Source organism: Ruegeria sp. D4, assembly GCF_056534475.1.
Genome location: NZ_JBQFPJ010000016.1, coordinates 51,778 through 64,698, shown reverse-complemented (window position 1 = coordinate 64,698; position 12,921 = coordinate 51,778). Strand labels below are relative to the sequence as shown.

10 protein-coding genes are annotated in these 12,921 nt (G+C 58.0%); 8 read left to right on the top strand and 2 right to left on the bottom strand.

Annotation, left to right across the window (positions count from 1 at the left end; genetic code table 11):
* Window positions 1-93: 93 nt before the first annotated feature.
* The 7 genes from ACR0MI_RS18485 to ACR0MI_RS18455 all read left to right on the top strand — a co-directional run bounded on the left by ACR0MI_RS18485 (window position 94) and on the right by ACR0MI_RS18455 (window position 9,299).
* Window positions 94-1,722, top strand: coding sequence for a peptide ABC transporter substrate-binding protein (locus ACR0MI_RS18485; protein WP_170611378.1), 1,629 nt, complete (start codon window positions 94-96; stop codon window positions 1,720-1,722).
* A 66-nt stretch (window positions 1,723-1,788) separates the two neighbouring features.
* Window positions 1,789-2,712 carry an oligopeptide ABC transporter permease OppB gene (oppB, locus tag ACR0MI_RS18480; RefSeq protein WP_039543927.1) on the top strand — a complete coding sequence of 308 codons (924 nt, stop codon included), beginning with the start codon at window positions 1,789-1,791 and terminating at the stop codon, window positions 2,710-2,712.
* A 10-nt stretch (window positions 2,713-2,722) separates the two neighbouring features.
* Window positions 2,723-3,652, top strand: a complete 930-nt coding sequence (locus ACR0MI_RS18475) for an ABC transporter permease subunit (protein WP_170611380.1) — start codon at window positions 2,723-2,725, stop codon at window positions 3,650-3,652.
* 1 nt (window position 3,653) lies between these two features.
* Complete coding sequence (locus ACR0MI_RS18470; RefSeq protein WP_170816888.1) at window positions 3,654-5,459, top strand: ABC transporter ATP-binding protein; 1,806 nt, start codon at window positions 3,654-3,656, stop codon at window positions 5,457-5,459.
* A gap of 215 nt (window positions 5,460-5,674) precedes the next feature.
* Window positions 5,675-6,568, top strand: coding sequence for a UTP--glucose-1-phosphate uridylyltransferase GalU (gene galU / locus ACR0MI_RS18465; protein ID WP_170611383.1), 894 nt, complete (start codon window positions 5,675-5,677; stop codon window positions 6,566-6,568).
* Between the two features lie 57 nt (window positions 6,569-6,625).
* Window positions 6,626-8,059, top strand: coding sequence for a mannose-1-phosphate guanylyltransferase/mannose-6-phosphate isomerase (locus tag ACR0MI_RS18460; protein ID WP_170619392.1), 1,434 nt, complete (start codon window positions 6,626-6,628; stop codon window positions 8,057-8,059).
* 163 nt (window positions 8,060-8,222) lie between these two features.
* Window positions 8,223-9,299 carry a DUF2793 domain-containing protein gene (locus ACR0MI_RS18455; protein WP_480441597.1) on the top strand — a complete coding sequence of 359 codons (1,077 nt, stop codon included), beginning with the start codon at window positions 8,223-8,225 and terminating at the stop codon, window positions 9,297-9,299.
* A gap of 32 nt (window positions 9,300-9,331) precedes the next feature.
* Here ACR0MI_RS18455 and fcl read toward each other — a convergent pair whose 3' ends face one another.
* Both fcl and gmd read right to left on the bottom strand, forming a co-directional pair.
* Window positions 9,332-10,309: a GDP-L-fucose synthase gene (gene fcl / locus ACR0MI_RS18450; protein ID WP_170611389.1), complete on the bottom strand. Its 978-nt coding sequence runs from the start codon at window positions 10,307-10,309 to the stop codon at window positions 9,332-9,334.
* 10 nt (window positions 10,310-10,319) lie between these two features.
* Window positions 10,320-11,444: a GDP-mannose 4,6-dehydratase gene (gene gmd, locus ACR0MI_RS18445; protein ID WP_170611391.1), complete on the bottom strand. Its 1,125-nt coding sequence runs from the start codon at window positions 11,442-11,444 to the stop codon at window positions 10,320-10,322.
* A 160-nt stretch (window positions 11,445-11,604) separates the two neighbouring features.
* Between gmd and ACR0MI_RS18440 the strand changes: the two genes are divergently transcribed.
* Window positions 11,605-12,909, top strand: coding sequence for a UDP-glucose dehydrogenase family protein (locus tag ACR0MI_RS18440; RefSeq protein WP_170619394.1), 1,305 nt, complete (start codon window positions 11,605-11,607; stop codon window positions 12,907-12,909).
* Window positions 12,910-12,921 lie beyond the last annotated feature (12 nt).

The following is a 12,921-nucleotide window of genomic DNA, read 5'->3' as shown; positions in this document are numbered from 1 at the left end:
CCCGGTTTTGTTCGGAGTCGGACAACCAAGGCAGGCGCGTGCCAACCCTATTTGGGTTTTGCGCCTTTGCTTCAAAAAACGGGAGTACATAACATGAAAAAGACTATTCGGATGTCGCTGGCGGGGCTGTTGTCCTCGACCATTATCGCAGGCGCGGCCTCTGCCGCCGGAACCCATCCTGTAACCGGTGAGGCACTGGCCGACGACCAGACCTTTACCTATCGCATTCTGGACGAACACAGTTCGGTCGATCCGCAGGTTGTCGAAGATGTCTCGGGCGCGGAAATCGTTCGCGACCTGTTCGAAGGTCTGATGAACCAGGACGAAGACGGCAACCTGGTGCCTGGTGTGGCTACGGAATATTCCGTCAATGACACCAAGGACGTCTACACCTTCACACTGCGCGACAATGCAAAGTGGTCGAACGGCGATCCGGTCACGGCCGGTGATTTCGTTTATGCCTGGAAGCGCGCGGTCGATCCTGAACTGTCCTCGCCCTACGCCTGGTTCATGGAACTGATGTCGATCGAGAACGCCGCTGCAATTATTGCCGGTGAAAAGCCCGTGGATGAACTGGGCGTCAAGGCAATCGACGACAAGACTCTGGAAGTCCGCCTGAGCGCCCCACTGCCATATTTCCCGCAGATGACCACACATTCGACCACCTTCCCTGCCCCGCAGAAAGTGATCGAAGAGTTCGGCGATGCATGGACCAAACCCGGAAACATCGTATCGAACGGTGCCTATGTACTGACCGAGCATTTGCCGCAGGAACGTTCGGTTCGCGAACGCAATGAAATGTACTGGGACAACGACAACACCATCATCGACAAGGTTGTGTCACTGGTGATCAACGACGAAAACGTCGCCCTGACCCGGTATCTGGCTGGTGAACTTGACCGCACCGAAATTCCCGCCGGTCAGTACCCGCGCCTGAAAGAGGAACACCCTGAAGAAGCCATCAGCTTCCCGCGTCTGTGCAACTACTATTACACGTTCAACCTGTCCGAGGGTGGCCCTGAGGCATTCAAGGACCCCAACATCCGTCAAGCCTTGTCTCTTGCCGTCGACCGCGCAATCATCACTGAAAAGGTCATGGCGGGCGGACAGCCGCAGGCATACACCTTTGCGCCCGAGGCCACTGCCGGCTTCACAGTCCCGGCTGTAGAAATGGCTTCGATGACCCAGCCAGAACGGGACGAGCTGGCCAAGGAACTGCTGGCCGAAGCAGGATTTGGCCCCGACAATCCGCTGAGCTTCGAGATGGTCTACAACACCTCGGAAGACCACAAAAAGGTTGCAGTGGCACTGAGCCAGATGTGGAAACAGAAACTGGGTGTTCAGGTCGAACTCGCCAACATGGAGTGGAAAGTCTTCCTGGAAGAGCGCGGCAACCAGAACTTTGATCTGGCTCGTGGCGCATGGTGTGGCGACTATAACGAAGCGTCCACTTTCCTTGACCTGCTGCAATCCGATTCCGGTTATAACGACGGCAAGTACAATAACGCGCGCGTCGACGAGTTGCTGGCCGAGGCCAAAACCTCGAACGATCCGGCACCGCTTTACACGGAAGTCGAGCGCATTATCGCGCAGGAAACCCCTGTGATCCCGATCTACCACTACGCCGGTGTCTACATGATGGACAGCGACGTCGGGAACTGGCCGGTGAACAATGTCGAGCAGAACTGGTATTCAAGAAACCTCTACAAGCTCGCTGAATAATCGTTTTTGAACCGCGCCCTGTCCCGGTCACATCCGGGGCAGGGCCAATAAAAATGGGGGCATGAAATGCTTGCCTATAGTTTGCGGCGATTGCTCGTCGCCATTCCGACGATCCTGTTGCTGATCGTCGCCTGTTTCTTTCTGATGCACTTCGCGCCCGGCGGGCCCTTCACCTCGGAACGGCCGCTGCCGCCGCAGGTTCTGGCCAATATCGAGGCGCGGTACGGGTTGGACCAGCCACTGTGGAAGCAGCTGTGGGACTACCTTTACAACATCGTCGTGCATTTTGACTTCGGCCCGTCCTTCAAGTTCAAGGACCGGGACGTCAACGACATCATCGCGCAGGGTTTCCCGATCTCGCTGACCTATGGTTCACTGTCGTTTCTTGTGGCGACTGCAGTCGGTGTGAGCCTTGGGATTGCCGCCGCGATCAAGCACAATAGCTGGATCGATTATTTCGCGGTTGGTCTGGGTATCGCGGCGCAAGCGCTGCCCAACTTCATCATGGGCCCGATCCTTATCCTGACCTTTACCCTGTGGCTGGGCTGGCTGCCGGGCGGCGGCTGGAATGGCGGTCAGTGGCAGTACCTGATCATGCCGGTCATCGCGCTGGCGACGTCCTATATGGGCTCGATCGCGCGGATTACCCGGTCATCGATGCTGGAGGTTCTGAACTCGAACTTCATCCGAACCGCCCGCGCCAAGGGGCTGCCGACCAGAACCGTGATCTGGCGCCATGCGCTGAAACCCACGCTGCTGCCGGTCGTGTCCTATCTGGGACCGGTCTTCGTTTACGTGCTGACCGGCTCGGTCTTTGTCGACATCTATTTTTCGACCGGCGGTCTGGGTCAGGCCTACGTCGGCTCGGCCCTGTCGCGTGACTATGCCGTGCTGCTGGGGGTTACGATCCTGTACGGCGCGCTGACCGTTGTCGTGAACCTGCTTACCGACCTGGCCTATGCCTGGTTCGATCCGAAAATCCGTTACTGAGGGGCAGGCAATGCTTGGAAAATCTCAAAAAGCCGCCCATCTGGCCGAGGAAATCACCGATTACACGGTCATTCAGGGGCGCTCACTCTGGCAGGACGCGCGGATGCGTTTTGTCCGCAACAAGGCCGCGATGGCCAGTGTCTTCATTCTGGGGATGATCGTCCTGTTCACGATTATCGGACCCTATTTCGCAGCCTGGAACAACGAAGAGATCGACTGGAACGTCATGGGTGACGTGCGCGGCATGGGAATGCCGTCCATCGAGACCGGACACTATTTCGGCGTCGATGATCTGGGGCGCGATCTGTACAGCCGTGTCATTCAGGCAACCACGACGTCCCTGCTGGTGGGTCTGATCGGGGCGGCAACGGCGCTGATCGTGGGCACCTGCTACGGCATCGCTGCAGGTTATATCGGCGGCCGTACCGACAGTGTCATGATGCGCTTTGTCGACATCCTGCTGGCGATCCCGGCTACGCTGGTCATCATCCTGCTGCTTGTCGTGGCAGGGCGGTCATTCTTCATGCTGTTCATCGCCCTTGGGGCGGTCGGCTGGCTGACCATGGCGCGGATCGTGCGGGGACAAACTCTGACTCTTAAAAACCGCGAGTTTATCGAGGCCGCCCGCGCCGCCGGGGTCAGCGAGTTTACCATCATGTACCGCCACATCCTGCCCAACCTGCTGGGCGTGGTGATCGTCTATGCCTCGCTACTGGTGCCCGAGATGATCCTGACCGAAAGCTTCATCTCGTTCCTGGGTCTCGGGATTTCGGAACCTTACACCTCATTGGGCCGTCTGATTGCCGAAGGGGCCGGCACGATGAGCTATGGCACGCTGTGGCAGTTGATGTACCCCCTGACATTCTATGTCGCAATCATCATCACCATGTTCTTCATCGGTGACGGTCTGCGTGACGCTCTGGACCCGAAGGATCGTTGATATGAGCCTGTTTTCCGTAAAAGACCTGAGCGTCCGGTTCGACACTCCAGATGGCGTGGTCGAGGCCGTCAACGGCATCAGCTTCGACATAAATCCGGGTGAGTGCCTGGGCATTGTTGGCGAAAGTGGGTCGGGCAAAAGCCAGACCTTCATGGCCGCGATGGGGCTGTTGCCATCTGCAGGCCACGCGAGCGGGTCGGCAATGCTGAACGGCAGGGAAATCCTGAACCTGCCGGTGCAAAAGCTTAATCAGATCCGCGGTGCCGATGTGGGAATGATCTTTCAGGATCCACTCACGGCCTTGACGCCGCATTTGCGGGTTGGCCAGCAAATGCGCGAAGTGCTGCAGGTTCACGAAGGCCTGCAAGGTTCGGCTGCTCGTGCCCGGTGTCTGGACTGGCTGGACCGTGTACGCATCCCCGAAGCCGCGCGCCGGTTGGATCAATACCCGCACGAGTTGTCCGGCGGGATGCGCCAGCGTGTCATGATCGCCATGTCGATGCTGTGCAATCCCAAGCTGCTGATCGCGGATGAACCAACGACCGCCCTAGATGTAACGGTGCAGGCCGACATTCTGGACCTGATGGTTCGACTGCAAAAGGACGAGGGTACGGCGATCGCGCTTATCACTCATGACATGGGCGTCGTGGCGCGGATGTGCGACCGCCTTCAGGTCATGCGGCTTGGTCAATTCGTCGAGGGCGGTGACACCCGGGAGATTTTCCGCGCGCCGCAGCATGAATATACCCGCACATTGCTTGAGGCGATGCCGCGCATCGACGCCGGTGATGCCCCCAAAGCTCTGGCCAAGGTCGAAGAGCCGCTGCTCAAGGTCGATAACGTCAAGGTTCACTTCCCGATCCACGTCAAGGGCGGTTTGTTCGGGTGCAAGGTTCCACTGAAAGCGGTCGACGGTGTCAGCTTCGATATCCGCAAGGGTGAAACGCTGGGCGTTGTTGGCGAGTCGGGTTGCGGAAAATCCACGCTGGCACGGGCCGTACTTCAACTGATCGAGCCAAGCGCGGGCAATGTCAGCTGGCTGGGGCATCCGATCGTCGGACTGAGACGGGCTGAGCTTAACAAGTATCGCAAGGACCTGCAGATCGTGTTCCAGGATCCGCTTGCCAGCCTGGATCCGCGCATGACGATCTCGGCCTCGATTGCCGAGCCGCTGAAAACCTACCGCCCCGACCTGACAGAGCGGGAACGCAAAGAACTGGTCGCCGAGATGATGGAGCGGGTCGGCCTCAAGGCGAACATGATCAACCGTTATCCGCACGAATTGTCTGGCGGACAAAATCAGCGCGTGGGAATCGCCCGGGCGATGATCAACAAGCCAAAGCTGATCATCTGTGATGAAGCGGTTTCGGCTCTGGATGTGTCCATTCAAGCTCAGATCGTGGAATTGTTGCGAGAATTGCAACAGGAATTTGGCCTGTCGATGATCTTCATCAGCCATGATCTGTCCGTAGTGCGCGCGGTGTCGAACCGGATCATGGTCCTGTATCTTGGCCGTATCGTCGAACTGGGCGATGGCGAAGTGATTTGTTCCGATCCGGTTCACCCATACACAAAGTCGCTGATTTCGGCGGTACCGATACCCGACCCCGATGTGGAGCGAACACGCCAACGTCTGAAATTACCGGGAGAATTGCCCTCACCCATGGATCCCAAGGCGGCTTTGCGTTTCCTTCCCAGTCGCCTGTCGGCCGGACAGTCGGACTATGTTCCACAACTCAGCGAGATCGCGCCGGATCACTATGTGGCCGAACATGACCCGCTTGAGATCATCATGGCGACGTCCTGAACACCTTCCCCCCGGGGCCTATACAGGGACTCGGGGGAGAGTTCGGCATAAATGTTCTAACGGGTTGTTTTTGACTCTCCCCCACCAAGGTGGCACCTTTTGTCCAGTTATAGCCCGGCGGCCCGGGCGACGTTGATTGTTCAGGCGTTGCAGCATAAGAGGAGAGACCGGCCACACCACACCCTGCCGGGCTCGTATTGAATTTGAGAGGTATCATGGCACGTAAGGTCACCAAGGCAATTTTCCCGGTTGCAGGGTTGGGCACACGTTTTTTGCCAGCAACAAAATCCGTTCCCAAAGAAATCATGACCCTGGTCGACCGGCCGCTGGTTCAATACGCCATCGACGAAGCACGTGCCGCGGGAATTACCGAATTCATCTTTGTCACCTCGCGCGGGAAATCCGCGCTTGAGGATTATTTCGATCACAATCTCGTGCTCGAACAGGAACTCAAGGCCAAGGGCAAGGACGACCTGCTGGAAACCCTGAGCGCAACTAACATGGAAAGCGGCGCCATCGCCTATATTCGCCAGCACAAGGCACTGGGTCTTGGCCACGCGGTTTGGTGCGCCCGGCGTCTGATCGGGGACGAGCCCTTTGCTGTCATGCTGCCCGACGATGTGATCGCGGCGGACAAACCCTGCCTGCAGCAAATGGTCGAGGCCTATGAAGAAACCGGTGGCAACATGGTTGCCGCTATGGAAATTCCCAAGGACAAAACCAGTTCCTACGGTGTTCTCGATGTTGGCGAGAATATCGGTACGGTTGTCCGGACCAAGGGCATGGTCGAAAAGCCAGACCCCGATGATGCCCCGTCCAACCTGGCGGTGATCGGGCGTTATATTCTGGGGCCGTCGGTCCTGTATAACCTCAATCAGAAAAAGAAGGGCAGCGGCGGTGAGATCCAGCTGACTGACGCGATTGCCGAAGACATTGTGAACGGTGTCCCTGTTTTTGGATACAAGTTCAACGGTCAGAGATTCGATTGCGGTTCCAAATCCGGGTTCCTGCAAGCCACAGTGGCCTTTGCGTTGGCACGCAAAGATTTGCGCGACGATCTGAGCCAGTATCTCCATGATGTCGTTGTTGCGGGAAAGGCGGCGCAATAGACCTTTGCGCAACCCGAACCCCTCTTTCAGGGCAACTGAAATCCAAAGGCAAACGTCATGACAACTGTCCATCCCGTCATTCTCTGCGGTGGCTCCGGGACCCGGCTGTGGCCCTTATCCCGCAAGAGCTATCCCAAGCAATTTGTGCCGCTGCTTGGCGAAACCAGCCTGTTGCAGGATTGTGCCGCGCGGATGTGTGGACCGTCTGACGCGCCTTATGCCAAACCGCTGATCCTGACCAATGAAGCGTTTCGGTTCGTTGTACCCGAGCAGCTAAACGGCATTGGCATCGATCCCGGCCCGGTCCTGATCGAACCCGAGGGCCGCAATACTGCCCCAGCCGTATTGGCGGCTGCGCTATACCTGGCTGCTGAAAACCCGGACGCCATCATGCTTGTCGCCCCTTCCGATCACGTGATCCCGGACAAAGCCGCGTTCCACGCGGCTGTTGCCAAAGGTGTCGAAGCCATCCACGAACGCGGTGATCTGGTGACCTTCGGCATCACTCCGGACCGGCCGGAAACGGGGTATGGGTATCTGAAACTCAGCCACGCCCCGAACGCAGACACTGCAGTTCCGCTGGACCGGTTTGTTGAAAAGCCCGATCTCGAAAACGCCCAGGCAATGGTCGCCGATGGCAGCTATCTCTGGAACTCGGGTATTTTCCTGTTTGCGGTGAAAGACATCATTGCAAGTTTCGAACAACACGCCCCGGACCTGATCCCGCCGGTGCAAAAAGCGGTTACCGATGCGCAGACCGACCTTGGATTTCTGCGTCTCGATGCGACCGCTTGGAGCGAGGTCAACGATATTTCGATCGACTATGCGGTCATGGAAAAAGCAACTAACCTGAGCGTCGTGCCCTATGCCGCTGGCTGGTCTGACGTCGGAAGCTGGTCCGCCGTGCAGGAGTTGAGCAATCCTGACGCCGATGGCGTCGCCACAACCGGAGAAGTGACTGCAATCGATTGCCGCAATGTCCTGATCCGGTCGGAATCCCCGACGCAGGAAGTTGTGGCCATGGGGCTGGAAAACGTGATCACGGTTGCCATGCCCGATGCGGTACTTGTGGCCAGCATGGACAAGGCGCAGGACGTAAAACTGGCCGTCGCTGCACTTAAAGCGAAAGGCGCGAAGCAGGCGGAATCTCTGCCGGTGGATCATCGCCCGTGGGGCTGGTTCGAAAGCCTTGTGATCGGGGACCGGTTTCAGGTGAAGCGTATCCATGTCCATCCCGGTGCCGCGCTGAGCCTTCAGTCACACCACCATCGCTCGGAGCACTGGATCGTTGTGGAAGGCACGGCAAAAGTCACGATTGACGACGACGTGCGCCTCGTGTCCGAGAACCAGTCGGTCTACATCCCGCTGGGTGCCACGCACCGGATGGAAAACCCCGGAAAGGTGCCGATGGTTCTGATCGAGGTGCAGACCGGAACATATCTGGGTGAGGATGACATCATCCGTTACGAGGATATCTACGCGCGCGACTAGGCGACCGATTCTCGCACGCGGTTCCTGGCCCTGTGTCAGGCAACCAGCAGTTAATTAGCAAATCGTTTCGCGGGCGTTCGGCCAGGTCGGACAGGATTCATGTGTGCCACGGCAGGGTGGCGCGCAATGCAATTGTCGGACCGACAGCCACAGGAGGACGCCCGTGTCACAGACCTCACCCCGATTGGACCTGCCATTTCTTCAACCTTCGCAGGCCCAGAAACACGTCACCCATAACGAGGCCCTGCGCCGGCTGGATCTCGTGGTGCAGCTCAGCGTGGTGGCCACCAACGCGACCACGCCTCCCCCGGTTCCGGAGCAGGGCGAGGTTCATGCGCTGGGATCTGCGCCAACCGATGAATGGGCGGGTCAGGCAGGTAACCTTGCAGCCTGGCTGGACAACGCCTGGCACTTCCTTTCCCCCGGCATCGGATGGCGCGCCTGGGATCAGACCGCTGGCCAGATCAGGATTTGGGACGGATCTGCCTGGATTGATCCGCCGGTGGCGACACAGAATCTGAACGGTGTCGGCATCGCCACCAGCTATGACGACACAAATCGCCTTTCAGTGCGCGGCCCTGCCACGCTGTTCAGCCATGATGGCGGCGGACATCAGGTCAAGATCAACAAGGCCGGTTCCGGTGATACCGCATCGCTTTTGTTCCAGTCCAACTGGACCGGCCATGCGGAAATGGGGTTGGCTGGAAACACAGGGTTTTCCATCAAGGTCTCTCCTGATGGGGGCAGCTGGACCGAAGCGCTGCGCCTTGATCCGACCACCGGTATCGCGGACGGCGCCGCCGTTCAGGCCAGTGCCGACGACACAACTACAGGCCGCCTGATGCGGGCGGATTACGGATATGGTCCAGGCAATTTGCTGGGGTCTGTATCCGAATCCGGCGGCGTTCCAACCGGTGCGGTCATCGAACGCGGCAGTCCAGCAAACGGAGACTATGTTCGTTTTGCCGATGGAACGCAGATCTGCACCGCCGCATTGAATGCCGTTGCGTGTACCACCGCCGAAGGGACGATGTTTGCAAGCAATACAGACACCTGGACTTTCCCTGTAAGCTTCGCCCCGGGGTCGGCTCCAGTCATCAGTGGCTCAGCGGGTGCGGCATCCCGGTTTGTGGGCTTCGCTTCGCCTTCAGAAACGCAGGTGACCTACAAGGTACTGTCTGCATCCTCGGATGCAGCCACGCACGCGCCGACGGCCATTGCAATCGGTCGCTGGTTCTGAACATCAGGCTGCCCGGGCCTTAGTCCGGGCAATCACTTTGAACGCAGATCTACGTCGTTCTGTTCAAGAAACCACGCATAAGTCTCGCGCAAACCATCCTCAAGCGACACGCGCGAGCGCCAGCCCATATCGGCCAATCGCATGACGTCCATCAGCTTGCGAATTGTGCCATCAGGTTTGGACACATCCTGTGTGATCCGCCCCTCAAACCCGGCAACTTCGGCCACCAGCACCGCCAGTTCAGCAATCGAGATGTCCGAGCCGGTGCCAACATTGATGTGGCTCAGCATCGGTTGCGTGTTTGCCTCATATTTGTCGCGCGGCAGGTCGAGGACGAACAGCGACGCCTCGGCCATGTCATCCACATGCAGGAACTCGCGTCTCGGTTTTCCGGTTCCCCAGATCACAACCTCTTCCAGCCCGTCGCGCTTTGCCTCGTGAAATCGCCGGATCAGGGCAGGCAGAACGTGGCTGTTTTCAGGGTGGAAATTGTCCCCCGGACCATAAAGGTTTGTGGGCATGACCGAGCGGTAGTCGACACCGTGCTGACGGTTGTAGCTTTCGCACAGCTTGATCCCCGCGATCTTGGCAATCGCATACGGTTCGTTTGTCGGCTCTAACACGCCCGTCAGCAATGCATCTTCCCGCATCGGCTGCGGAACTGCGCGTGGATAGATGCAGGAACTGCCCAGTTGCAGCAGGCTTGTGACCCCGGCCGAAAAGGCCTGATGAATCACATTGCATTCAATCATCAGGTTTTCATAAATGAAATCAGCGGGGTACGTATTGTTGGCGTGAATGCCGCCAACCTTGGCCGCCGCCAAAATGACCACATCGGGTCGTTCAACCTGCATGAATTCCCGCACAGCTGTCTGGTCCGTCAGATTAAGCTCGGCTGACGTTCGGGTCACAAGCTCAATCGCTTCACCCCCAGCCTGACGATCCTGCAACCGGCGCAGGATGGCACCGCCGACCATGCCGCGATGCCCTGCTACGTAGATCTTGCGCATGTTGTCCCCCTCAGCCGTTTTCCAGGCTGACCGGCAGCTCGAACCCGTGCTCTTTCAACAGCGCATGGCGTTTGGCTGTTTTCAGGTCTTCCAGAACCATCTCGGCGCACATTTCCTGCACGGTCAACTCCGGCTCCCACCCGAGCTTCTGTTTTGCCTTTGACGGATCACCCAACAGCGTCTCCACCTCGGCCGGGCGGAAATAACGGGGGTTGATCCGCAGGATGACATCACCGGGCTTCAATGCTGGCGCGTCGTCGCCTTCAATGGCGGTGACCGTCGCAACCTCATCCACCCCTTCGCCCGAAAACTTCAGCGAAATGCCGAGTTCAGCCGCTGACCACTCGATGAACTGACGCACAGAATACTGCTTGCCGGTTGCAATCACGAAATCCTCGGGATTGTCCTGTTGCAACATCATCCACTGCATACGGACATAATCCTTGGCATGTCCCCAGTCGCGCAAACTGTCGATGTTGCCCATATAAAGGCAATCTTCAAGCCCCTGCGCGATGTTGGCCAGACCGCGGGTGATCTTGCGCGTCACGAAGGTTTCGCCTCGGCGTGGGCTTTCATGATTGAACAGAATTCCGTTGCAGGCATACAGACCATAAGCCTCGCGGTAGTTCACAGTGATCCAGTAGGAATACAGCTTGGCCACCGCATAGGGCGATCTGGGGTGGAACGGCGTCGTTTCCCGCTGCGGTGTTTCCTGAACCAGACCATACAATTCCGACGTCGAGGCCTGATAGAACCGCGTCTTGTCCTCCAACCCGAGGAACCGGATCGCTTCAAGCAGGCGCAGGGTGCCAATTGCATCCACATCGGCGGTGTATTCCGGAGCTTCAAAACTGACGGCAACATGAGACTGTGCACCAAGGTTGTAGACCTCGTCAGGCTGCACCTCCTGCATGATCCGGGTCAAATTCGAGGTGTCGCTCAGGTCCCCGTAATGCAAATGCAGCTTCGGGTTCGGTACATGCGGATCCTGATAAATGTGATCGATGCGCTGCGTGTTGAAGGACGATGCCCGCCGTTTGATTCCGTGAACCTCGTAGCCCTTTTCCAGCAGAAACTCGGCCAGATACGACCCATCCTGGCCCGTGATACCGGTAATCAATGCCTTTTTGGTCATATCTGCGCCTCACAAATATCAATGTGTCAGTTTAGCGTCTCAAAAACAGCAAGAAACCATGGAATGCAAGCCAAGGTCACAGTCAGGCATTGAATCCGGCGGAAGATTCTTCGAATGTGCGGTCGCCAGACTTGGTAATTGGTAAGAAGGATTTTAACGAATGCGTATTGCGATGATCGGAACTGGCTATGTCGGTTTGGTATCCGGTGTCTGTTTCTCGGATTTTGGCCATGACGTAATCTGCGTCGACAAGGCCCGAGAAAAAATCGAGATGCTGCAGGCCGGAAAGGTTCCGATTTATGAACCGGGCCTTGATGTGCTTATGGCCAAGAACGTGGCGGCCGGCCGGCTGAGCTTTACCACTGATTTGACTGCAGCTGTCGATGGCGCGGATGCCGTTTTCATAGCTGTCGGGACACCCACCCGCCGGGGCGACGGACACGCGGACCTGACTTATGTGATGGCCGCCGCAGAAGAGATCGCACAGGCCATAACCGGCTACACCGTTGTTGTCACCAAATCGACCGTTCCGGTCGGAACCAATCGCCGGGTGCATCAGGTCGTTTCTGCCGCAAATCCCCAAGCCGATTTCGACGTCGCCTCGAACCCCGAGTTTTTGCGCGAGGGTGCCGCAATTGACGACTTCATGCGCCCCGACCGTGTGGTTGTCGGCGTCGAAAGCGACCGCGCGGCAGACGTGATGGCCGAAATCTACCGCCCGCTCTATTTGCGCGATTTCCCGATCCTGACCACCGATCTGGAAAGCGCCGAGATGATCAAATACGCGGCGAACGCCTTTCTTGCGACCAAAATCACCTTCATGAACGAAATCGCGGGCCTGTGTGAAAAGGCGGGGGGCGACGTCAAGGAAGTGGCGCGCGGCATTGGCCTGGATGGCCGGATCGGCAACAAGTTCCTGCACGCAGGCCCCGGCTATGGCGGTTCGTGTTTTCCCAAGGACACCGCTGCGCTGGCCCGGATCGGGCAGGAGCATGCGCACCCGATGCAGATCACCGAAACCGTCATTCGCGTGAACGACGAGGTCAAGAAACGCATGATCGGCAAGATCCGGGACGCCTGTGACGACAGTTTCAACGGCAAGACCATCGCCGTTCTGGGCGTGACGTTCAAACCAAATACCGACGACATGCGGGATGCTCCGTCACTGACCATTGTCCCTGCCCTGATCGGCGGTGGTGCAAAGGTCCGCGTTGTTGATCCTCAGGGCCGATCCGAGGGTGAAGCACTGTTGCCCGGCGTCGAATGGTCTGACGATCCGTATACCGCGGCAAAGGATGCGGATGCGGTGGTTATCCTGACGGAATGGAACGAATTTCGCGCACTGAACCTGACGGAACTGGCCGGGACCATGAAAACCGCAAGGATGGTCGATTTGCGCAACGTCTATTCCGGCAGCACCGCGTTGAAATCCGGTTTTGATACCTATGTAGGTGTCGGGCGCTGAACGCGCCCGACT